Genomic DNA, 24,393 nt, shown 5'->3' with positions numbered 1-24,393 from the left:
AATGCTTGCAATTTGTATTTCCTTATGCTATTATAGTCCATGGTCGCTCCGATAAAACACGGCTCCATGGTCAAGCGGTTAAGACACCGCCCTTTCACGGCGGTAACAGGGGTTCAAATCCCCTTGGAGTCACTCAGGCGCCATAGCCAAGTGGTAAGGCAAAGGTCTGCAACACCTCTATCACCAGTTCAAATCTGGTTGGCGCCTCTTTTATTTATTTATCTTAACGGCTCCATGGTCAAGCGGTTAAGACACCGCCCTTTCACGGCGGTAACAGGGGTTCAAATCCCCTTGGAGTCATTTTTTACTTGCATATTTTTGAAAATGTGGTAATATAATATAGTGTAACACTTCTTCAAACAGAATAATATAGATATGGCGCCATAGCCAAGTGGTAAGGCAAAGGTCTGCAACACCTCTATCACCAGTTCAAATCTGGTTGGCGCCTCTGAAAAGTCCTGGAAATTCATTTTTCCAGGACTTTTTTCTTGTCATATACCTGAGGATCAATGGATTGGCAGCTTTACTTTCCAGTTATATCTGTCATATGTCAGATTACGGGCAGCCTCCCTGAAATACCGCTCCTGCTCCTCAAAAAAAACACCCCATCCATCTGTGATCTTATCAATCTCTCTTCCTTCTATATTATGAATGGTCTGCCGGATCATCTCACCATAGATTCTGTCAAATTCTGCCTGTTCCATTTGAAACAATGTAAACGGATACGCCATGACCAGGCATTTCAATATCTTGAGATAACAATGTCCGACAGCGGGGGATGGACAGCGCTCCGCAATGAATGTTAAAAAGATATCCAAAAGCAGATACTCCTTTTTCCTTTCACAGATCGTCAAAAGAAACCGTCCCAGCTTATCTAACTCCTCAGCGGAAATACGCTTTAATGTATACCGGCAGACCGGACGAAGCGTCAGCGCCACAAACTGCATACCGTCCAGAAAATATTTCAGTGCAAGCCGGACCACCTCCTGTGATGCCGTTACATCCTCTTTTCCCAGACAAACCTGTGTGCCCTTTCCCTGGAAACTTTTCACTATATTGTAACCTGCCACAAAGTCAATTGTACGACGGATAGTGGCAACCGATACTCCATAATGTTCTGCCAGTTTCGGCAGAGACGGCAGATAACTTCCGATGGGATAATATCCATACAATATTTCCTGTATCATTTTAGCCCCAAGTGTATAGCGAATCTGGGAACGCTTATAATAAAAATTCCATTCAAAGGGAATCCCCGGATACTGGCCGTCCAGGAGTTTGGGATATTCGCTCTGAATCTTCTTATTCAATATCTTATCTACATTCACATAAACAGACTCTAATTCCTCTGTGAGAAATGCTCCCATCTCCTCCTTTGGCAGTGTATCTAACTTTTCAATAATCTCTTCCAATGCCTCAAGTTTACCTAACATATATGGAATACGAGTATAGCGGTTCATTTCCCAGTAAAAATTCATGACCATATTATTATCCAGATTGGCAAGTGCAGACGTATATAACCCTATGGAGACGGACATTCCGTCAAATTCATTATCTTTCATTTTCTTCCAGCGGTCCTTTAGGGAAGACTCGTCTCCTGCCGATATTCCCGCATTTAACAATGGAGCAAGCAGCAGCCGGTTCACCTGCCGCATATCCAGGAGTCCTTCCTTGCGGGCAGACCGATAGCGTGCGATATTCCTGAGATAGTCCTTTCCGGAAGCCTGATAAATCACTCTGGCCGCTTTCGGAGCGGAAATCTCAATATATCCTTCTTTCTCCAGAAGCTTCAGCGCAGTCCTGACAGTTGGCACAGCCAGCCGAAAATACTCACTGATCTTCTGCATAGGCGGAAGGCTATCCCCGTAGGAATAATAACCAAAGAGAATTCTGGTTACATAGAAATCATAAACAAGACAGTTCAGTTCACTTTGGGTTTTCATTCATTCACCTCTTAATTTTATCAATTTATTCTACCACATTTTGTGTATACCTGCTACTGATTTTGGCTTTCCCGCATAAGACTGAATAAATCAATTGCTTATAAATTAAGGGTATGGTAAAATACAATAAGTATGTGAGCAGAGTTAAATTCACACATTACAGGGGAAAAAGCAAAAACATAAAACAATGGAGGTTGGGGGATGAAAAATATCAAAATAAGGAAAAAATTATTAATTTCCTATGCGGTAATTTTAATTTTTATGGTCATAGGATTTTCTGTCAGCATTGTAAATCTGGTTAATCTGAACTCTAAGGTCAAAGTTTTTTACAATGGACCGTTTATTGTTAACGACAGTGCCAGTCTGATCAACGCTAATTTCGAGAGAATGCAGAAAGCTACCTATCGTTCTATAGCAAATTCAGACACCAAGATCACCCGCGAAGCTACTGCCAATTCTCTGGATTCCGCAAACCTCATCCAGAACGAGCTTCCTGTTATCAAAGAACACTTTCAGGGGGACAGCCAGATCATAGAACGATTGGAAGACTGCCTCACAAGACTTACGCCCATGCGGGAACACGTTCTGTCCCTGGCTGCAGAAAACAAAACGGAAGAAGCCGCCACTTACATGGAAAATAATAATATTCTTGTGATCAAAGAAGCCCAGAAAGAGCTGGACAAACTGATAGAAAGCGGTAATTCCACAGGAAAGCAACTGATAAACGATTTACAGGAAAAACAGAGATTTGCCATTGAGATGCTGGTATTTTTGGGGGCTGCAAGCTTAGTGATCAGCATTCTTTTTGGTATTTACATTTCAAAAGGGATATCCTCCGGCATCCGCGAGCTGGAACAGGCAGCCAGAAACATTGCACAAGGAAAGCTTTCATCCACCAAGATCAATTACTATTCCAAAGATGAGATGGGATGCCTTGCAGAAGATATGCGCAGCATGGTGATGACGCTGACAGCGGTGATCCGGGACGAAACCTATCTGCTGAATGAAATGGCAGAGGGGAATTTTGACGTCAGCAGCCGGGCAGGGGACAGCTATGTGGGGGAATTAGATTCGGTACTCTCCTCTTTGCTTAAGATCAACACCAGTCTGAGTGAGACCTTACTGCAGATCAATCAGTCTGCAGAGCAGGTTGCCGCCGGTTCTGAGCAGGTATCATCCGGGGCACAGATACAGGCACAGGGAGCCGCCGAACAAACAGCCTCTATAGATACTCTTGTATCTGCGATCCATGACATATATGATCAGGTTGAAAATAATGTTAAAAGTGCAAAAGCTGTCCATGAAAATATAAAAACAGTGAGGAAAAGCGCTGAGGCAAGCCAACAGCAAATGCAGGATATGCTTTCTGTCATGGCGGATATTGGTGAAAGTTCAAAAGCCATTGAGATGATCATCAAGACCATTGAAGACATTGCCTTTCAAACAAACATCCTTGCATTGAACGCCGGAGTCGAAGCCGCACGGGCAGGCGAACATGGAAAAGGGTTTGCTGTTGTCGCCAAAGAGATTCGTAATCTGGCAAACAATTCCGCTGATGCTTCCAAAAATACAGCAGTGCTGATCAAAAAATCTCTGGAAAACATCGAGCGGGGAATAAAGAGCGCTGACCTTACCGCGGATTCTCTGCAGGAAGTCGTAAGGGGTGTTGGGAGTATAACAGAATCTATCAATTACATAACAGAAGCTTCTGTCAAACAGGAAGAATCCGTCCATCAGATCACCCAGGAAATGAATCAGATTTCAGATGTGGTGCAGTCAAATTCCGCTACTGCTGAAGAAAGCGCTGCTGCCAGTGAGGAACTTTCCTCTCAGGCACAACTCCTGAGCCAGCTTGTTGCTCATTTCAGATTAAGAAGCCCTGCAGAATAGAAGACCTTTCCGTTTCCGTATCATTCATGTCAAAAGGAGAAAGAACCAATGAAAACAGGAAAAAAACGCCCTGCACTTTCCGAGATAGGGATACTTGTAGTTTGTATACTGGCTGTCATTGTATCTGGTTCCAGCATATTTACGACCCTTCATATGCAGAAAATGGCGTCTGAGATATACGAACATCCCTACTCAGTCTCCAACGAAGCAAGAGCCACACGTTCACGTCTTTTGGATATGCGTTTCTTTATCATGAGCATGTTTTCGCAGGATGACCTGGATATGGATGATCTGCAGCAGACGCTGCAGGAACGTTATACTATGCAGTATGATGCCATTCAGGTGATCACCAGACAATACCTTGGACCGAAAGAAGACAGTGAAAATCTCCTGAAAGCTATGCAGGATCTGGAAACGACACAGAACGAAGCACTGCCCATTGTTATCACATTAGACAATGCCGCCATTTCAGAATATGTGGAAAAAATTCTGTATCCCAAATACGATGCCGTGAATGACGCCCTTACCGCAGTCATTGCCTTTGCGGACCAAAAGGTACAGAGTCTGGAAAAAAACTCAAGGATTATGGCTGTCAAAGCAACGGTTTCATCAGTTCTCCTCACTGTATTTCTTCCTTCCTATTTTTTAATTGCATTCTGGCGTGAGAAGAAAAATGTAAGGGAGATTCATTACCGGGAACATCTGTTTAATATACTTTCAGCAAACGTAGATGAAGTCTTTCTGATTCACAATCTGAACAATGATTCACTGGAGTATATCAGTACAAATTGTGAGCGTGTACTGGGAATAAAAGAAGATGCATTTACAAAAGAACTGGATGCGCTTCGTGAACGGGTCCTGGAGGAAGATAAGGTCTCATTCGATGAATTTGTACATCTGAAGGAACATGCAGACGGAAGGAGTATAGACTTTAGGATGCAGTTTCCTAACGGAGAAATACACTGGATGCGCCTTCAGATATTCCCGGAGACAGTTCATGGCAAGACCATCCGCTGCATTGTAACTGTTTTCGACCGTTCTGAAGATATGCGTATCAGGCAGACCTTAAACGATGCCCTGGTAAATGCCCAGAATGCCAATGCTGCCAAACAGAATTTTCTTTCCAGAATGAGCCATGAGATCCGTACTCCAATGAACGCTATTATCGGCATGACCACCATTGCCGCCACCTATATAACAGACCGCAGCCGTGTGGAGAGCTGCCTTGAAAAAATAGGCTACGCTTCCAAACATCTGATGACCCTCATCAATGATATTCTGGACATGTCCAAGATCGACGAGGGTAAAATGACCCTGACAAAGGAACCCTTTAATCTGGAAAGCGTGGTGGAATCCATTACTTCCATCATATATCCCCAGGCTGTGGAAAAACACCTGAATTTCAGTATCCCTCTGGCAGATCTCTCTGACACGGATCTGATTGGTGATTCTCTGCGGTTAAATCAAATACTGATCAACCTCCTTTCCAATTCACTTAAGTTCACACCGGAAGGCGGGACCATTACCCTGGAGATCCGGCAGCTTCAGAAAAAGAAAGGCCGGGTCCGTCTCCGTTTCACTGTGCGTGATACAGGTATTGGCATGAACAGAGAATTCCTGGACCGTCTGTTTCTGCCATTTGAACAGGAAAATGTATCTGCAGGACAGACATACAAAGGTACAGGCCTGGGCATGTCTATCACCAAAAATCTGATCACATTAATGGGAGGCACGATTGCCGTAGAAAGTGAACCGGGTAAAGGAAGCACCTTTCGGGTGGAACTGGATTTTGATACTCCCGCGGAAACGAACCGGGTCAGCCACTCTCCCCAGGCCATTCAATCTCTGCATGTCCTCATTGCAGACGATGACCAGGACAGCTGTCTTCATACCTCACTGACGCTGAAAAATCTGGGTATATCATCCTGCTGGGTACTGAGCGGCACAGAGTGTGTGGACAAGGTGATCGCTGCCCATAAAATTGGTGATGATTATGATGTATGTCTCATTGACTGGAGAATGCCTGATATGGACGGCATAGAAGTAACACGCCGGGTAAGGGAATATGTAGGCCCGGAAACCACGATCATCATAATCACAGCCTATGACTGGAGCTCCATTGAGAAAAGTGCACGTGAGGCCGGTGCCAATGCCTTCCTTTCCAAACCAATTTTCTCCTCCACACTCTACAATACACTGCTGTCTGTCACAGGCGCCGGCAAAGCTCCCTGCCATAAGAAACATGATTTCAAAAATCCTGAAACAGAAGGCCGCCGCGTGCTGCTGGCAGAGGATAATGAGCTCAACAGGGAGATCGCAGTGGAACTGTTAAACATAATGAAGCTGGATGTCACCTGTGCCTGCAACGGACAGGAGGCTGTAGACAATTTCCTGTCTGCTCCCGATGCCTTCGATATTATTCTAATGGATGTACAGATGCCTGTATTGAATGGTTATCAGGCCACTGAAATTATAAGAAAATCAGGTCACCCCATGGCAAAAACCATACCCATCATAGCAATGACAGCCAATGCCTTCCACGAAGATGTGGTGAAATCTTATGAAGCCGGAATGAACGGTCATCTGGCAAAACCAGTTGACTTTGATCAGTTATATCAGACGATAAAGGAGAAACTTCTTATAAAGTAAAACCACCATTATGTCTAATATTTGCCTCATAATTTCCCATATTTGATTAATTGTGCACATAAGCCCCATCCCCTATAATATTAGTATAAACCAACGGACATACAAAATAGAGAAAGGAGTTTATACTATGTTATCAAAAAGACAGAATTTATTAGAAACCATCCGCGGAGGCCATCCTGACAGATATGTGAATCAGTACGAAGCCATCGCCCTTCTTTTCGGTACCCCTTACTCCGTAAGGAATGCCATGCCCACAAAGGGCGGCCCCAATGTTAAAAACGCATGGGGTGTCACCATTTCCTTCCCGGAAGGAATGCCGGGGCCTTTCCCGGTTCACGATGAGGAGCATATTGTCTGCAAGGACATCACACACTGGAGAGATTATGTGAAAGCACCTAACGTAAAATTCTCCGCAGAAGAATGGGCCCCTTTTGTCGCAGAGGCTGAAAAAATTGACCGTGACGAATATTTTGTAGCTCCCTTTGTAGCACCGGGTATCTTTGAGCAGTGCCATTATCTTCTGGAGATCCAGAACTGTCTGATCCAGTTCTATGAAGAACCGGAATATATGCATGAGCTAATCGACTACATCACAGACTGGGAGCTGGCATACGCGGAAGAAATCTGCAAATACTTAAAACCGAATGCCCTCTTCCATCACGACGACTGGGGTTCCAGGAGCAGCTCCTTCATCTCCCCGCAGATGTTCAAGGAATTCTATGAACCGGCTTATAAGAAGGTTTACGGATATTACAAGGAGCACGGTGTTGAGGTTGTGATCCATCACTCCGATTCCTATGCAGCCAATCTGGTTCCTTCTATGATCGAGATGGGCATAGATATCTGGCAGGGCGTTATGAGTACAAACAATATCCCCGAGCTGATTGAAAAATACGGCGGACAGATCACATTCATGGGCGGCATTGACAGCGGCGAAGTGGACAGGGAAGACTGGAGCAGAGAACACATTGCTCAGGAAGTAGAACGTGTCTGCAGAGAAAACGGCACAAAATTCTTTATCCCCTGCAATACCATGGGCGGCCCGGAATCTATCTTCCCGGGCGTATATGACACGATCACGGAAGAGATCGCCAAAGTCAGCGCTAAACTCTTCTGACATAAATACACCCCCGAAAAGGAGACAGATTTATGCCGGATAAAAAAGAGCGAAACGGTCTGAGTACCCCCTTAAAACGGTTCTTCGGCGTGGGCGATTTCGGCTTTACGCTGATGTCCAATATTGATACGTTTTACGCAACCTACTTCTTTACGAATATTGCAAAGTTTTCCCTGGGTGTCATCACTGTGATGACGACCATCTCCGCAGTGGTGGATGCTATCCTCTCCTGCTTGTATGGTCCATTTCTGAACAAGATAAAACCCAAGAGATGGGGGCGCTACCGCTCCTGGCTGATCCTGACGCCCTGGATGGTCCCCTTCCTGTATGCCATGCAGTTTATAAAAATAGGCAACGGGCTGGCTGCCGCCATCTTCGTCACGGTGGCTATGATCACCAGCCGAATTGCCTGGAACATTCCATTCATTGCCAATGTTTCCATGATCAACATTGCAGGTAAGACTCCAAAAGAGAGAATGACCCTGTCCTCTACCAGGATGGTGTGGACATCCCTGGCCTCTGTGGTATATTCCTACGCCGGGCCTGCCGCTGTCTCTGTCTTTGCCGCGTGGCTTGGGGAGAAGAATGCCTATGCTGCCACTGCATTTGCTTTTTCCGCATTGATGGCAGCGGGATTTTACGCCCATTTCAACATGTTCAAGGGCTATGAGATGACCAAAGAGGAAGAACTGCAGAGGATGGCCGGACAGGCCCGTTCTGCCCAAACGGCACCAAATGCCCAGAAAGTCCGGGCGCTGGATGCCATCCGGTGTAATCCGCACCTGCTGTGGCTGTTCCTGTCCTGCATCACAAAATACATTGTGCTCTTCCTGGTGAACGGGCTGGCTATCTACTATTTTACATATGTGGGCCAGAATGCCGCGCTGCTGACCACCTTTGTATTTGCCGCCAACCTGCTTGGCGTTGTGGCTTCCTACATATCAAAATTCATCGTTGCCAGATTCACCGCGAAGAAGACCGTGGTCTGTTCCTACTTTCTGATGGCAGTTATCGCCACAGGCGCGTTCTTTGCTTACAGTCAGACCTGGGTGGTCATGGCCGCCATGTGTGCAGTCATGTTCATACTTGTACTGACCAATGCCTGTGACCCGGAACTCTTCTCCAACTGCGCGGCCTACAGCGGAAAAAAACTGGGCTACGATGTGACCGGAACGGTCATGGGACTTTTAACGGTACCGATCAAAATCGGTATTGTGTCAAGAGGCATTTTGATTTCTGCCTGTCTGGCGCTTGCGCAGTTCAGTTCAGAGACAGACCCCTCCATGGCTTCTTTGCAGCTTCAGAGAGGCATCAGCATGGGATTTATGATCATTCCGGCTGTTGTGATCCTGCTGGGTGCCGTAATTCTGGCGTTTGGCTACAAATTAGACCAGGATACGTGAAATCAGCACTGGTAAAATGCCCTCCCATACGATAAAATAAGAATCAAGTAAAGATTTTCAAAATCCGTCCATTTTCCGGCGGGCTGCGCAGCCTTTGCCGGAATCCGGATGGATTTTGCCATGTTATCTGAGATTTGGAGGGAATACCATGAGTGAAAACTACAACGCGTCCGCAGGCCTTCTGCTGAGCATGCAGATCTTATATGAAAAACTGAAGGAACGTGAAATACCGGTTTCCCTGCTGCCGCCAAGCGAGGAACCATGTCTGACCGGCATACAGTTCTATACCGGACAGCAGGATCTGTCCCGGGCCTTTCTTTATCTTGCTGACTGTAAAACCCTGTCCGCCCATCCTTTTTTGCTGCCTGACGGTTTTCTGGCCGTGGCCGGGGAACCCGAAAAAGGAACCTTCCACGCATCCTGCAGCCTCCTTATATTTCCCGATGCCATGTCCCTGCCGGAAATCTTCAATACTCTGCAGCAGATATTTGCGTGCTTTGCCCTTCTTGAGCGAAAATTAAACGACATTTTGAACCGGGACGGAAGCCTGTATGATATAACCGTTGCCGCGCTGGAGCATTTTCACAATCCGGTGTTTATCCACGACGAGTATTTCCATATTCTCGCCTGTCCCCGCCATTTTGAGGGAGCACTTAATTTTACCTATAATGAACAGACCAAACGGTATATGCAGGATCTGAACACCATCAATTTCTTCCGGACAAGTCCGGCGTACAAAAAGACACTGAGTACCATTGGGGGACAGTTCTGGGACAGCGACTTCAACAATGACCGCTGTATCTATGTGAATCTGTGGATGAACGGGAGTTACAGGGGAAGATTTATCATCTCAGAGATGGAGACACCGCTGACACGCGGCCAGCTCTATATAGCTTCCTATTTTGCGGAGATCATTAAGCTGGCGCTTCTGCGGCGCAACGATACCGGGGACGACGAGCGTCATCCGCTGGAAAAGCTGATCATAGACACTATAAGCGGCACAGAGACCGACCGGCTTGATATCAGCCGCAAACTGGAGATTCTGGGTTGGGAGGAGGAAGACCGGTACCTGTGCGGTATCATCTCTTTTGAGAGCACAGACGTGACGAAGCTGTCCGTGTACAGCATCTGCAATGAGATCGAGGAGCGCATCCAGGCATGCCATGCATGCTACTATAAAGGCCATATTTATCTGCTGGTCAACCTCAGCAAAAGCCGGATCACCCCTCAGGACCTGCGCATGAAGATGTCCTATATCATAAGGGAGGGGCTTCTGCGCATGGGCGTATCCTTTCCCTTCCACGGCTTCTCAACACTGCCCATCCACTTAAAACAGGCCCAGATCGCCCTGAGCTACAGCCAGATGGAGCGTGTCCCCCACTGGTATAATGAATTCCAGGACTATGTGCTGAAATACTGGCTGCTGGAGGGCATAGGCGAGTTCACAAAGGAGAGCATTGCCCCGGATACCCTGCACCAGCTTCTCCACTACGACAAAGAGCACGGCACGGAGCTGTACGAGACCCTGAAGACTTATCTCATGAATGAGCGGAACAGCACACTCACCGCTCAGCTCCTCAAAATAAACAGAAGCACCCTACCCCACCGGCTGAACCGCATCACCCAGCTTACAGGGGCAAACCTGGATGATTTTATGACCCGGCTTTACCTGATGATGGGCTTCTATATCCTGGACTACATCTGACCACACTATCTGCAGATGTCAAAGATAAATTCTGCCATCTGGTCCATGGCATCATAAGCAGCCTTAAAAGGTGACATCTGAAACACATGCCACATGCCGCTGTAATAATCAAGCTGTACCTGCACATGAAACTTTCTCAGCCGTTTCTGCAGATTCAGGGAATCGGAGAGCAGGATCTCATTCTCACCCACCTGGATATAGGTGGGCGGAAATCCCGTGAAATCCGCAAAAAGCGGGGAGATAAAGGGATTTCTCAGATCCTGTCCGTCCGCATAGTCACGGATTGCTTTATCGATATATTCCTCGGAAAGGATCGGGTCGATCTCCGCTTTCAATTCATGGGATCTTCCGCTCTTTGTAAGGTCCGTCCAGGGAGAGAAGAGGATGATGCCCCTTGGAAGAATGCGGCCCTGTTCCTTTAATTTCTGCACAAGGGTAAGCGCCAGATTCCCCCCGGCGGAGTCACCTGCCACGATCACGTCCCTGGCCCCATAACCTACATGCATGAGGTGATCCCAGACCTTGACCGCGTCCTCCAAAGCCGCCGGATAAGGACACTCCGGCGCAAGGCGGTAATCAAAGCTGAGTACATCCATGGATGTGGTGCTGGCCAGCTTGTTGGTAACACTTCTGGCATAGCGGAAGCTCCCCGTGTTGTAGCCGCCGCCGTGGCAGTAGAGGATCACATATTTTTTCATATGCCTTCGGTCCACACTGACCCATTCGGCGGGAATTCCCTCTATCTCAAAATTTTCATATTTCATGTCTTTGCTCTTTGAGAAAATGCCGCTTATATTTTCCTGTGATGCCCTCTGCTTCTCCACATCGGGGCTTTCTACCAGTGTATGCATCTTTTTGATGGCTTTCATGAGGCTCTGGCTGCTCTTTAGATTTATTTCCATAGGATTCTCCTTCTGCTTTTAGTGGCCTGGCAATATAGTTTCATTCTAACACAGTCCCTCCCATCCGTCTATTCCGGTGTTACTGTTCACTGCGTGAACAGTAACATTCCGGTTTCTTTTCTGTTTTTATTGATAATTTTCCCGCATCCCCTTATAATAAACCTATGGAGAAAAAAACAAACAAAAACCGTGCTACATGGTACAAATTAGATCTATCCGCAAATGTATATCCCACGCTGCAGCGAAAAAACTTTTCCAGCGTGTATCGGATCACCATTATCATGAAAGAGGAGGTGGACCCTCCCCTTCTGCAGAAAGCCGTGGACCTGGCACTGCCCCGTTTCCCTGCCTTCAAGGTGGCACTGAGAAAAGGGCTGTTTTGGAGATATCTGGAGCCCAATGACAGACCCGGGCCCTTCGTCCAGCCTGACATTGTGAATCCCTGTATGCCTATGTCCTTTAAGGCCAATAACCGGTATCTGATCCGGATATACTATTACCATAACAAGATATCCCTGGAAATGTTCCATTCCCTTTCCGACGGTAACGGCGCCCTGTACCTGCTGCGGACCATCACAGCCGTATATCTGCGCCTGCAGGGCCATGAGATACCAAACCGGGACGGCGTTCTGGATATCCATGAGGAGCCGGACCCCGAGGAACTGGAAGACGCCTATATCCGCTATGCCTCCTCAAGGGTAAAGCCGGCCCGCACACAGGGCAGTGCCTACCGGGTCAGGGGAACCAAGGAACCCTTCTATACCCTGAATATTATCAGCGGCATCATGCCCGTGGATAAAATCCTTAAGGTTGCCAGAAGCTATAAGGCATCCATAACCGAATATTTAAATGCCGTGCTTCTCTACTCCCTTCTGGAAAAACAAAAGGCTGACCACGTATTCCGCGAAAAACCCGTGAAGCTTGCGCTGCCTGTGAACCTGCGCAAATTCTTTCCATCCATCACGCTGCGGAATTTTATCACCATGGTCTATCCTTCCATTGATCCCAGAATGGGGGAATACACCTTTGAGGAAATCCTGGTGCAGGTACACCACTATATGCGGTATTATATCAACAACAAATTCTTAAATGCTGACATCACCACCAATGCCGCCACCCAGCAAAGCCCTTTCATCCGCATTGTCCCTCTTTTTTTAAAGGATTTTGTGGTCAGACAGTTCTACATCCGGGTACAGGACCGGCAGTCCACGGCAGGGCTTACCAACCTTGGCATTGTACAGGTCCCGGAGGAGATGAAACCCTATGTGGAGCGCTTTGATGTTCTCATGGGCCAGCCGTTTTCAGCCAGGACCAACTGTGCGGTAGTCAGCTACGAGAATACCCTGACCATAAGTTTTGCCAGCAGTATTGTGGAAGCCGATGTGGAACGCATATTCTTCCGCAAACTGGTATCAGACGGAATTTCGGTCAAAATAGAGAGCAACCGAGAAACCGAGGATTAAATAAATTCGGAGGAATCCTTTATGTCATACTGTGTGAACTGCGGGGTGGAACTTGACAAGACCTGTAAAGTCTGTCCCCTGTGCAATACAAAAGTCATCAATCCAAAACAGCCGCCGGATACTGCCGCGCCCAAACCCTTCCCCTCCTTAGAAGGCCATGCCGAGCAGGTGCCGCGGCGTGATATCACCATTCTCATGACCGTTATACTGGCCACCACTGCGGTGGTCTGCGGTCTGTTAAATTTGTTTTTCTTTCAGTTCGGAAGCTGGTCCCTGTATGTGATCGGGATCTGTGTAGTTCTGTGGATTTTTTTCCTGCCCCTGTTTTTTTCGGCGAAATTAAATCCTTATGTGAGCCTTTTTCTGGACGGTCTGAGCATTGCCATGTATTTCGGCATCATTGCCTGGCTGCATCCGGGCAGAGGATGGTACGTGCAGCTTGCCGTTCCCATAATCGGTATTATCACAGTGCTCTTCCTCATCTTTGCTTTCTGCCTCAGGTACAGGCACCGCTCCATATTGTCCCTGGCTGCAGTGGTTCTGGCGGAGATCGCGGTTCTGACAATCTGTATTGAGCTGCTGATCCAGCACTACTATCAGGAACCCCTGGCCCTGTCCTGGTCTGCTGTAGTGCTAACCTGTTCTGTTATAATTGACGGGGCACTGATCACCATCCTGAGAAGAAGCGGCCTGAGAAATGAGGTCAGAAAAAGGATGCATATCTAAGAGCAATAGAAAAAGCCGCACAGACGATCTTATGATCGAACGTGCGGCTTTTTATGTCCCCGGACTTTTGACTTTTACTTTCTCATTGCCGTATTTTTCCTGTATTCTGAAGGCGAGACCCCACAGGCTGCCTTGAAACACTTCAGGAAATTCTTATCATTCTCAAATCCGGCCATCCGGCCGATATCCTGGACCTTTTCCTCTGTAGTCTCCAGAAGACGTTTCGCCTCCTCAATCCTCAGTTTTTTCAGATAGCTGACAAAATTCACGCCTGTATATTCTTTGAAAGCAATGGAGAACAGGGAATAGTTCATGGAGACGTGATTGGAAACCATAGCCATATTCACATCCTTCCTGAAATTCTCCTCCACAAAGCGCACTGCTGCCCTGATTCTGCTGTGGTTCAGGTTGCTGTCACAGACCCGGTCAAGGCAGCTCCCTGCCTGTCTGACCCAGGATACAAAATCCTCCAGGTATTCCTCTGCGCATCTCCATGCCAGGGGGTGTTCCCTTTGAAAAATATCCTGTTCTTCTTCCGGGAGCAGCTTTTTATAGGTCTCCTCCAGCGCTCTCTGCAGATTCCGGGCAGTGTCTGTCATATCTCTCCCGTCTATCTTCCCATGCTCTGCCTCAAAAAAATAATTCTGAAAGGAAATCAATGCCTGGTCTAAATGTTCTGTCGGAAACTGCTGAACAAAACGTTCCACAAAATCACCGGGAATTTTCCCGCTCTCCTCCCCGCACCGGCAGCGCCGGGAGCTGCCGTACAAAAAGGCCTGTATTCTGGCCTCCATGGCTTCCCTGTAAGCATCTGCAGCCTCCTCAAAGGAGATATGCGGGCCGCTTATCCCCGCGCACATATCCGGCTCCTCCTCATAGACAGCACTGCCGGGGCAGAAGAATATACACTGCCCCTCGTTTTCCATACACAGAGCACCGGTGGGTCTTCTCCCTCCGGTTCTGCCCGCTGCCACCGCGTAATAGGACTCCTGCCCCATATACTGCTCAAATTTCCACTTAAGCGCTGCCAGGTCCTCCTCTGAAACCTGGGGATTTTCCAGATAGTACATCATCTGCCTGGAAAACGCCTGTCTGTCAAATCCCGCGCATTTCTTTTCCTCCATGATCTGCGCGTCCAGCTTCTGCAGCAGCTCCTCTATTTTATCTCTTTTCACAGGTTTCAGGATATAGTCCTGGACACCGTGCTTCAGCATTTCCACCGCGTAATTAAAATCATCATATCCGCTGATGACCACTATTTTGGGCCTGCGGCTTAATTTCTCCGTCTCCTTTACCAGGTCGATCCCATCCATCTTCGGCATGCGGATGTCTGTGAACATTACATCTATGTCCCGCTCCTCCAGAAGCTTCATTGCCTCCAGGCCGTTTCTGCACTCAAGGATCTCCTGAATCTCCACCTTGCTGCGCTTTGACATAACAGCGATTCCCTGGCGGATCATTTTTTCATCTTCCACAATCAACAGCGTCTTCATCTCTTTTTTCCTCAATCCCCTTTTCTTTCTCTGTACCGCCAAACGTACCGCTGTCCTCCGGAATGTGAGCCGCCGAATACGGCAGGCGCACGCTCACCTTTGTATAGCACCCCTCCCTGGATGCAAAATGCAGGCCATAGCTTTCCCCGAAACGGATATGGATTCTGTCCTGTACATTTTTAAGCCCGATTCCGTTTCCTGAGCCGCCGCTCACTTCAATCTCCCCACTCACCTTACGTTTCAGCAGCGCGATCTGCTGCTCATCCATTCCCTTTCCGGAATCTGTGATCTCTATATCATAGTCCTTCTCATGACAGACTGCTTTGATATAGATAACAGAGTCCTCTTCCGTCTCCTCAATTCCATGGCAGATGGCATTTTCCACAATGGGCTGCAGGGACATCTTCGGTATCTGCTGCTCATAGATATGATCCGGTATATTGATGGAAAGTCCGATGGTGTAGTCATAACGGAGGTTCATAAGCTGTATATAGTTCTTTATATACTCCACCTCCTGGCGGATCGTCACATCGCTGGATGTCCATTTCATACCGTACCGGAGCAGTTCGCCCAGTGCTGTCACAGAGTCCGAGATCTCATATTCCTCGTTGATCTCAGCCATCATTTTGACAGCCTCCAGAACATTGTAGATAAAATGCGCATTGATCTGGTTTTGAAGTGCCTTGATCTCTGTGTTCTTGATCAGGACCTCCCTGTTTATGTTCTCCTTCATCAGAATCTGGATGTGGTCCAGCATCTTATTGAACTGAGTACTCATCTCCCCCATCTCATCACTGCCGGGGTTGGATACACGCTGTGCCAGGTCCCCCTCCTGTACCTTCCGAACCACCAGGAGCATGTGATAGAATTTCCGCAGAAGTACCTTCACAACGCTGTTCACGACCAGCGCCAGACATAGAAAAATAACCAGCAGGATAAGCAGAAGCTGGTTTTTATAAGCTGCAAGCCGATTCATCTGGTCTTTAATGCTGGCAACCCGGATATAGGTTCCTGACAGCTCCTTTACAGGCTGGCTCACCCATATGACGGGTTCCCCCTCAAGGGTAATGTTCTTCATCTCCATCTCCTTTGGGGGCTGCTCTGTCCGGGCGGCCATTCTAGCTGCCGCCTCTTTCCAGGGGCTCTCTGAAGCTGCCCTGTCATCCGCAGCTACCTGTCCGTCCGCAGACACAAAACAAGACCAGACGCGCTCACCGCCCCGGTACATGTCAGGAAAAAATTCATCCATGGAAACCGCTGTCTCAATGGTCCCTATTTTGTTCCCGTAATCATCCTCCGCGTCATTGATCAGCGCCATCAGATGTGTGACGGAATCGTCTGCATAGTCGATCTGCCATTTGCCGGGTTCGTAATCCTCTCCCCAGGGAAAATCATAGACTCTGTCCCCGTGATAGAGGATGGGTATCATCTCCGGAAATGTATTGTTGTCCGCATAGACACGCACCTGATACAGATAGGGGTTGCTGTTCACCAGGCGTTCCAGCAGGGCGATATCATCCCTGTTGAATGCTATGTAATCTTCTGTTCTGATCTCCTCATGGTCTTTTAAGCGCAGCAGCATATCCTTTAATGCCTGGTTTCCCAAAAAGGACTGAGCAGACATATTAGAGAACTCCACAATACTCTGCATGGTTCCATAATCCTCTTTCACCTGATTGCCCAGCTCCGAGGCAGACTGCTGCAAGGTATTCTTGGATATGTTCTGATACAGAAAAATGGAAAAGCCCACCATGGGCATGACAACGATCAGCATGATGGCAAGTGTAAACTTTTGATTCAGTTTCAGATTCGCAAATACATTCCCCACTCTATCCATAGCCTAATCCTCTGAAAATCCCAGTTTTTCCTTGTTCTGTCTGTAAGCCTCCGTCATGTTCTCCGCATAGGTGTCATATCCGTTTTCCGCTCTCAGCTCCAGATAGTCCTGCAGTATCCTGTCAAATTCCTGATCACTGTCCGCAAGAAGCAGTTTTGGCAGGGTATCTCCCCATATTTTCTGCTGCTTTTCCTCCAGCGCAGCCAACACGGCGTCCCCGTTAAAATTGGTACTGTACTGGGATGTATATATCGTATAAGGATAGGTCCACTCCTGAAGCTGGCGGATCACAGGATCTGTCTCATTTTTCCACTTCATCTGCATCACATTATTCTGCATCATCCAGTAGGTATTGTCTGCCCCGTAGCGCTCGTCATAGGCCTGCCTGTCAGAGGACAGCAGTTCTTTTACTTCCGGCCTCACCACAGGCACGCCATCCTTCATATCGTACATACTCCCCTCAACACCCAGGAAAGTCATTTTCTGGCCTTCCTCGCTGATCAGGTATTTTAATAACTCCAGTGCTTTCTTTGGATCACTGCAGTTTTTGGGTATATAGGTGGCTGTCCATCCGTAGATCCCGCCCACCGGAAGCTGCGGATCATCCCCTGCCAGATTGCGCGGTCCCTCCACCGCAATATACACACAGTCCGGGTTCGTCTCTCCCAGCTTCCTCTGCTGGTCAATAATATCTGTAGACTGGTAAAGCAGACAGAAATACTGCCCCTTTTCAAATTTTTCTTTTAGCTGCAGCCTTTTGTCCACAAATATCTCGTCCTTTAGATACCCTTCACCGGCAAGCTCCCGGAACGTCTTCAGCCATGCCAGATAATCCGGGTCAGTGTTCCTGTCATAATATATTCCGTCTTTTTCATAAGGTACCGCCAGAAATGACTGCAGATACAGACCAAAAGAAACGTTTCCCCTGTCTGTAAATTCATCCGCACCGATGGGAATCAGAGGTTCCCCGTTTACTTCCGGAAATAATTCCGCCGCTCTTTTTACAGCTTCCGAAAAGCCCTCCGGCGTTGTCATATCCGGTTCTCCCAATGCCTCGTAGATATCCTTTCTCACAAGAAATACCTGATTGGACGGAATCTCTTCGTTCTCCTCATAATCCTGCGGGGTATAGAAAGAGTTGTAATAGGCATACAGATTTCCGTCCGACTGTTTGTACCAATCCAGTACATCCTGATCCAGAACGTCATAAAAGCCCGGGTCATATTGATCCGCAAGCTCATTCAGGGCATATACCTGTCCGTTTTTTATCATTTCACTGTTCTGCGCTGCTGACCATTCAAGAGTGACCAGATCCGGCAGGGTATCAGCGGCGATCATGGCATTTAATTTTTCAGACTCGTCCCCTTTTGGGGAGAGAAAATGGACATTGACCCCTGTAAGATCCGTGACAGCTTTGGAAACCTCACTCTTCCCCCAGGTGGTGGTAAACCAGGAAAAATTAATATACCAGTCCAGATCCGCCGTTTTGCTCTCTGTCTTCTCCTCTTCCCGTCCGGCCGGCATAAGGCCGGTATCGCCGCAGCCGCCCATAAGACCTGCAAGGGCCAGGGAAGCCGCAAGCATGGGCAGATACCTTTTCTTTCTCATTTTATCCGCTCCTTCTCTTTTGACCGGGGCTGCGGCAGAAACCGCAGCCTCCAAATATGAGCAAGCTTTTGTTTATTATATCACAGTTCCTACTCTTTGACACCTCCGGCTGATATACTGCCGATGATGTATTTGGAACAGAATGCGAACACAATGAGAATCGGGATCACGGAAATAGCAACCGCCAGATAAATGGCTCCCTGGTTTGCCGTGATATCCGTGGATGCATTCAGGGATGCGATCATGACAGGAAGCGTAAATTTTTCCGGTGTGTTCAGTAAGATAAGGGGTATCAGGTAACTGTTCCAGCTTCCGATGAAAGCACCGATCGCCATAGTAGCTATGCCGGGTGACATGAGGGGAAGGATAATTTTATGGAAAATATAGATTTCCTTCGCCCCATCCATTCTGGCCGCCTCAATAAGGGCAGGCTGCAGAGCGCCCTCACAATACTGCCTCAGGAAAAACACGGTGCCGGGAGCGGCAATGGCAGGGAGGATGAGCGGCCAGTAGGTATCGATCATATGCATTTTTGTGATCAGGTCGTAAAATCCTATCATACTGAGCTGGCCCGGTATCATCATGAAAATAATGATGACGCCGCTGATGAATTTGTTTCCCTTAAATTTATACATCACAAGCCCGTAAGCTGCCATGGCAGAGAAATAAGAAGATAACAGTGTGGCCGGAACAGATACTATAAGACTGTTTAAGATTCCCTTGAACAGGTCAAAGTATCCGGACACGGTTTCCCAGTTCTGCGCCAGAGCATTGCTTGGGATCAGTGTAAAGGAATGTACGATCTCGGAACCGCTTCTGGTGGCATTTACCATCATGAGCGCAAAAGGCATCAGGCATATAACAGCCAGAAGGATCAGAATGATGTACAATATACTCTTTTTCGCTTTTGCTGCCATATCAGTTCCCTCCCTTTTTCCTGCCGTACATCACTTTAAACTGCAGTGCGGAAAACAGGAATATGATGATAAACAATACATAGGCAATAGCAGATGCATATCCCACCTGATTTGTCTCAAATCCGAATTTGTAGAGATACATAACAACTGTCTGGGTACTGCCGCTTGGATTTCCCGCCGTACCGCCGCTGATAAGGAACGGAAGGTCAAACATCTGCAGTCCGCCGATCAGTGATGTGATTCCCACATACAGCATAATAGGCTTTAGAAGCGGCAGTGTAATTCTTGTAAAAGTTTTCATCCTCCCTGCCCCGTCGATGGCCGCTGCTTCAAAATAATCTTTTGAAATACCCTGTACCCCTGCCATCAGCATGATAAAGGAGTTGCCAAACCACATCCACGCGCTGATGACGGAGATCACATAGGGGGCTGTGGCCGTGGAGCCAAGCCAGTTGACCGGGCTGCCCACAGCGCCGGAACCCACAAGGATCTGGTTCAGGGTTCCGTATCTCCAGTCCAGCAGTGTTTTGAAGAGAAATGCAACAGATGTTGCCGCGATCAGATTCGGCAGGTAATATAAGGCTCTGAAAACTGCCAGTCCTCTTATCTTATATTTGATATCACTGAACACAATCGTCAGTGCCAAAGCCAGTCCCAATTGCAGGACAATATTTACGCTCCAGATCTTCGCGGTGTTCCACAGGGATCTCCAGAAAAATTTATCCTGAAGAACACGCAGATAATTCACACCTCCCGTCAGCGCCGCATCCCCGAATCCCTTATAATCGGTAAAGCTCAGATAAAATGTCCGAAGCACCGGATAGACGCTGAAAATGATAAATGCAATCACAAACGGAGCAACAAAGAAATAACCGGTTGACTCAATGTTTCTTTTCTTTTTTCCGGGCACAGCCTTTTCTCCCATTTTTTCCCTCTTTTCTATACACAGAACTGTCTGCACAGTTACACTCAGCGCTGGATTTCAATCTCCGGATATGTGGATGCTACTACATCGTAAAATTCATCCACTGCATCCTCTTTTGACTTTTCTCCTGTCTTGATGGAGTCGATGGCCGCTGCCCATGCATCATTTATCTTCTTGTCGTACTTGGTGACTTTAGAATAGTCAATCCCCTCTGCCTGTTCCAGGAAGAACTGGTATAATTTCTCACCGCCGTATACCGTATTTTCATCCTCTTTATGCTTTTCCAGACATGGAAGATAAGATACCACGTCTCCCTGTGAAGCCTCGATCCACCAGTCCAGTGTCTCTTCCGTCAAGGTACAGAATTTCAGGAAATCCCAGGCCAGCTCTTTCTTTTCACTGAGAGCGCTGATGCCTATGTAGGTACCGCCGCTGAATCCGTAAGCAGGACCTGCGCATACTCCCCATTTTCCTGATAAGTCGCCCACATGGTCTCGCATGGTCACCACACCCCAGGCGGGAAGGCCGTAGGCAAAGATTTCTGTTGTCTTTCCGTTCTCAGCAGCTTCCTCCATCTCGGTCTCATCCCATACGTTTGTTTCTTTGTCGATCACCGGCACAGAACCGCCCATAGCCTGATACCAGGTTGTGGACCACTGGGCAACGTATGCTGTCATATCGTTCTGGTAGAGCTTCACGCAGGAGTCAAGATAGTCCATTCTGGCCTGATCTATCTTCAGCTTTCCGTCCTCCACCCAGGCGCTGTCACCGGAAAAATATGTCATCTCCATGTCAGAGGCAAATATTTTGTAGCCGGCATCCCTGAGTGTCTCCCCTGTTGAGAGAATCGTGTCATAATCCTGGAACATGTTACCGATTTCCTCCGGGTCATCCGTCCCAAACACTTTCTCTGCAATATCCCTTCTGTAAAAAACACCGCAGGGAGTGATCTGATAGGAGATTGCTCTCTGCACGCCGTCTGCGTCTTTTCCCACATCCCACACATAGTCTACGATCTTATCTGCATAGTCCTGGGCATTGTAAGGCTCCTGATCCAAATCCTCGAAATATCCCGCCTCGTACATATCCTCCAGCATCTGCGGTTCCCCTACAATGATATCCGGAGTGGTCTGTTTTCCGCGCATGGCTGTCTGTATCTTTGTGGGATAATCTGCAGGTGCGATGGTCACAGTTTCTATCTGTACATCCGGGTTCTTTTCACAGTAGCGCTCAGCAAACTGTTTCAGGTCATCCGCCAGTGTCCACACGACCAGCTTTTCAGAGGCATCCTTTTTCCCCGCTGTAGCCGCCGCCTCATTTTTCGTCTCCTCTGTGCTGTCAGATGTACTGCCCTTTGCACTTCCCCCGTTTCCTGAACCACATGCCGTCATGGAAACTGCCATCAGACCAGCCAGTGTAAATGCCGCTGCTCTTTTCATTCTCATACTTTTCATTCCTCCTGTTTTTTATTCTGCACGCTTTATGGTGCTGCTTCCTTTTGAGATGGCTTTATTATATCTCCGGCCTTTTCCTCACATAATGGCCCAAATTTTAATCTGGTGTCATTTTTTTAGAAACGCCTAATTTTCTGAGCATAACGACTGTTTCCATGGTGAAATTTTGTTGAATTTTAAGAGATTATCTGCTTTACTTAAAGGCTGCCTTTCCTTATAATGAAAAAAGATTCTCTATAATATTACGATGAAAAGGAACGCTTACTCATTATGAAATCTTACCCCTTAAGAAACAGAATCCGAAACCATGTTCTGGTACAGACCTTCCTCCAGCTGAAAGGGAACCCTAAATGGTCTATCTGCACAGAGCCTCTTTGGTTCATCCCTTATTCTCTCTTTTCCCCGTATCAGGCACTTTATATGCGGAAGATCGGGCTTTCCAGCCTGGAGATCGGGACTACCCTCTCACTTGGTTTTCTGCTGCAGGTTTTCTTTGCATTTATCGGAGGCGCCCTGACTGACAAAATGGGGCGGCGCAGGGCAACTGTGATCTTTGACACCATCTCCTGGAGTATCCCCTGTTTTATATGGGCCTTCTCCCAGAATTTCTGGCATTTTCTGATTGCAGCTGCCATCAATGCCTCCTTTCAGATCACCAATACTTCCTGGAACTGCCTGTTTATTGAGGACTGTCCCCCGGAGCATATTACCAATGCATTTACCCTGATACAGATATGCGGTATGCTCTCTGTATTCTTCGCACCACTTTCCATCTGGCTGCTGAAAATATATGATCTGGTACCTGTATTTCGCGTGATCTTCTTCCTGTCAGGAATATCCATGACAGCCAAATTTGTTCTTCTTTACAAATTCGGAGGTGAAACCAAGATTGGCCGGCAGCGAATGGAAGAGACTAAGAATATGTCCTATTTTTCCATGCTGACCGGATATAAGGAAATCTTCATGCAGATCCTGCGCTCATCCAGGATGCGCCTTGTGGTCTACATTATGACTTTAACCAATATACTTCTGATTGCGACTACTAACTTTTTTTCACTCTACATAACAGAGAGCCTGCATATTTCAGAAGAACTGGTGGCTGTATTTCCGCTCATAAGGACTGTGATCATGATCCTCTTCGTGGTGTTCCTGCAGAATCTGTTTCACCGGCTCAGGATCAGAAACTCCATGATCATCGGATTTTTTATCTACATAGCCAGCCATATACTCCTGATTCTCTGTCCGCAGAAAAACCTCCTGCTGGTTATGCTGTACACAATCCTGGAATCCTCCGCTTACGCTATTGTCATTCCCAGGAAAGACGCGCTTATGGCACTGTTCGTAGATGAAAAGGAACGTTCCAGAATATATGCACTCTATAACATGCTGATGATTGCCCTTTCCGTTCCCTTCGGCAGCCTGATCGGATGGTTCTATGACCTGAATCCGGCCTATCCCTTCTATTTCAATATCTGTATTTTCCTTTTAGGGCTGGCGCTTCTGTCCTTCTCCAAAGATCTGAAGCGGGAAAAACATTGATCTGATTTATGAGCAGACAAAAAAATCCACAGTACACTTGTAATACTGGTGTACTGTGGATTTTTTCGTATTCTGCCCTTTGCTGCCGGATATATTTCTGTTCATTATTTCTGTAAAATAAAAAATCCTATAAACATCAAATCATGTTCATAGGATATCATGTACATATCTTTTATGTACCTTCAAAACCGCATATACAAAACTCAAAAACCTTTTTTCAACTCCGCCGTTTGCACTTCCGTGCTCAGGTCAAGCCCTCGACCGATTAGTAGCAGTCAGCTCCATACATTGCTGCACTTCCACCTCTGCCCTATCTACCTCGTCGTCTTCAAGGGGTCTTACTTCTTTAAAGAATGGGATATCTCATCTTGAGGGGGGCTTCACGCTTAGATGCCTTCAGCGTTTATCCCTTCCAGGCTTGGCTACCCTGCCATGCAGTTGGCACTGCAACAGGTACACCAGCGGCCCGTCCATCCCGGTCCTCTCGTACTAAGGACAGCTCCTCTCAAATATCCTACGCCCACGCCGGATAGGGACCGAACTGTCTCACGACGTTCTGAACCCAGCTCGCGTACCGCTTTAATGGGCGAACAGCCCAACCCTTGGGACCTACTACAGCCCCAGGATGCGATGAGCCGACATCGAGGTGCCAAACCACTCCGTCGATGTGAACTCTTGGGAGTGATAAGCCTGTTATCCCCAGGGTAGCTTTTATCCGTTGAGCGATGGCATTCCCACTTAATACCACCGGATCACTAAGCCCTACTTTCGTACCTGCTCCACCCGTCGGTGTCGCAGTCAAGCTCCCTTCTGCCTTTGCACTCT

General features: G+C 47.5%; 16 protein-coding genes, 4 tRNA genes and 1 rRNA gene (1 of these 21 running past the window's edge). 12 read left to right on the top strand and 9 right to left on the bottom strand.

Translation table 11 applies throughout. The annotated features are described in order from the left end of the window. The first annotated feature begins 60 nt into the window (after positions 1-60). The 4 genes from LC508_RS25120 to LC508_RS25105 all read left to right on the top strand — a co-directional run bounded on the left by LC508_RS25120 (position 61) and on the right by LC508_RS25105 (position 448). Positions 61-132: transfer RNA gene (locus tag LC508_RS25120), tRNA-Glu, on the top strand. Between the two features lie 4 nt (positions 133-136). After that, positions 137-207: transfer RNA gene (locus LC508_RS25115), tRNA-Cys, on the top strand. 21 nt (positions 208-228) lie between these two features. After that, positions 229-300: transfer RNA gene (locus LC508_RS25110), tRNA-Glu, on the top strand. A 77-nt stretch (positions 301-377) separates the two neighbouring features. Further along, positions 378-448: transfer RNA gene (locus tag LC508_RS25105), tRNA-Cys, on the top strand. Positions 449-506: 58 nt separating this feature from the next. On the opposite strand, the gene LC508_RS25100 is transcribed toward LC508_RS25105, so the two are convergent. Next, positions 507-1,940: a GntR family transcriptional regulator gene (locus LC508_RS25100; RefSeq protein WP_103732001.1), complete on the bottom strand. Its 1,434-nt coding sequence runs from the start codon at positions 1,938-1,940 to the stop codon at positions 507-509. A gap of 201 nt (positions 1,941-2,141) precedes the next feature. Here LC508_RS25100 and LC508_RS25095 point away from each other — a divergent pair, with 201 nt between their 5' ends. From LC508_RS25095 to LC508_RS25075, 5 genes are all read left to right on the top strand, one after another. Further along, positions 2,142-3,830, top strand: coding sequence for a methyl-accepting chemotaxis protein (locus LC508_RS25095; protein ID WP_054350773.1), 1,689 nt, complete (start codon positions 2,142-2,144; stop codon positions 3,828-3,830). 48 nt (positions 3,831-3,878) lie between these two features. Then, the gene (locus LC508_RS25090) at positions 3,879-6,479 is read left to right on the top strand and encodes a PAS domain-containing hybrid sensor histidine kinase/response regulator (protein WP_033143241.1); all 2,601 of its coding nucleotides are present in this window, start codon (positions 3,879-3,881) and stop codon (positions 6,477-6,479) included. A 127-nt stretch (positions 6,480-6,606) separates the two neighbouring features. After that, positions 6,607-7,596, top strand: a complete 990-nt coding sequence (locus LC508_RS25085; protein WP_033143240.1) for a uroporphyrinogen decarboxylase family protein — start codon at positions 6,607-6,609, stop codon at positions 7,594-7,596. A gap of 32 nt (positions 7,597-7,628) precedes the next feature. Beyond that, entirely contained in the window at positions 7,629-8,999 is a 1,371-nt protein-coding gene (locus LC508_RS25080) for an MFS transporter (protein WP_054350771.1), read from the top strand. A gap of 148 nt (positions 9,000-9,147) precedes the next feature. After that, positions 9,148-10,704, top strand: coding sequence for a PucR family transcriptional regulator (locus LC508_RS25075; protein ID WP_054350770.1), 1,557 nt, complete (start codon positions 9,148-9,150; stop codon positions 10,702-10,704). A 5-nt stretch (positions 10,705-10,709) separates the two neighbouring features. On the opposite strand, the gene LC508_RS25070 is transcribed toward LC508_RS25075, so the two are convergent. Further along, a complete protein-coding gene (locus LC508_RS25070; protein ID WP_054350769.1) occupies positions 10,710-11,606 on the bottom strand; it encodes an alpha/beta hydrolase in 897 nt (298 codons plus the stop codon). A gap of 164 nt (positions 11,607-11,770) precedes the next feature. Between LC508_RS25070 and LC508_RS25065 the strand changes: the two genes are divergently transcribed. Further along, positions 11,771-13,069, top strand: a complete 1,299-nt coding sequence (locus tag LC508_RS25065; RefSeq protein ID WP_103732000.1) for an alcohol acetyltransferase — start codon at positions 11,771-11,773, stop codon at positions 13,067-13,069. A gap of 21 nt (positions 13,070-13,090) precedes the next feature. Further along, positions 13,091-13,795, top strand: a complete 705-nt coding sequence (locus tag LC508_RS25060; RefSeq protein WP_033143235.1) for a DUF6320 domain-containing protein — start codon at positions 13,091-13,093, stop codon at positions 13,793-13,795. A 74-nt stretch (positions 13,796-13,869) separates the two neighbouring features. On the opposite strand, the gene LC508_RS25055 is transcribed toward LC508_RS25060, so the two are convergent. The 6 genes from LC508_RS25055 to LC508_RS25030 form a co-directional block, all read right to left on the bottom strand. Next, positions 13,870-15,288 carry a response regulator gene (locus LC508_RS25055; RefSeq protein ID WP_103732637.1) on the bottom strand — a complete coding sequence of 473 codons (1,419 nt, stop codon included), beginning with the start codon at positions 15,286-15,288 and terminating at the stop codon, positions 13,870-13,872. Continuing rightward, positions 15,260-17,125: a sensor histidine kinase gene (locus tag LC508_RS25050; protein WP_103732638.1), complete on the bottom strand. Its 1,866-nt coding sequence runs from the start codon at positions 17,123-17,125 to the stop codon at positions 15,260-15,262. Before LC508_RS25050 ends, LC508_RS25055 begins: the two co-directional genes overlap by 29 nt. A gap of 3 nt (positions 17,126-17,128) precedes the next feature. Then, complete coding sequence (locus LC508_RS25045; protein ID WP_103732639.1) at positions 17,129-18,733, bottom strand: extracellular solute-binding protein; 1,605 nt, start codon at positions 18,731-18,733, stop codon at positions 17,129-17,131. Positions 18,734-18,822: 89 nt separating this feature from the next. Further along, complete coding sequence (locus LC508_RS25040) at positions 18,823-19,650, bottom strand: carbohydrate ABC transporter permease (RefSeq protein WP_033143728.1); 828 nt, start codon at positions 19,648-19,650, stop codon at positions 18,823-18,825. Position 19,651: 1 nt separating this feature from the next. After that, positions 19,652-20,575, bottom strand: a complete 924-nt coding sequence (locus tag LC508_RS25035) for a carbohydrate ABC transporter permease (RefSeq protein ID WP_033143729.1) — start codon at positions 20,573-20,575, stop codon at positions 19,652-19,654. A 44-nt stretch (positions 20,576-20,619) separates the two neighbouring features. Next, the gene (locus tag LC508_RS25030) at positions 20,620-22,020 is read right to left on the bottom strand and encodes an ABC transporter substrate-binding protein (RefSeq protein ID WP_033143730.1); all 1,401 of its coding nucleotides are present in this window, start codon (positions 22,018-22,020) and stop codon (positions 20,620-20,622) included. A gap of 279 nt (positions 22,021-22,299) precedes the next feature. Between LC508_RS25030 and LC508_RS25025 the strand changes: the two genes are divergently transcribed. After that, positions 22,300-23,568: an MFS transporter gene (locus LC508_RS25025; RefSeq protein WP_033143731.1), complete on the top strand. Its 1,269-nt coding sequence runs from the start codon at positions 22,300-22,302 to the stop codon at positions 23,566-23,568. A 245-nt stretch (positions 23,569-23,813) separates the two neighbouring features. Here LC508_RS25025 and LC508_RS25020 read toward each other — a convergent pair. Beyond that, positions 23,814-24,393: ribosomal RNA gene (locus tag LC508_RS25020) — 23S ribosomal RNA — on the bottom strand; it runs 2,305 nt beyond the window's last position.

This window comes from Blautia parvula (assembly GCF_020215665.1).
GTDB classification, from domain to species: Bacteria; Bacillota; Clostridia; order Lachnospirales; family Lachnospiraceae; genus Blautia; species Blautia celeris.
This window is presented reverse-complemented; position numbering and strand designations above follow the sequence as displayed.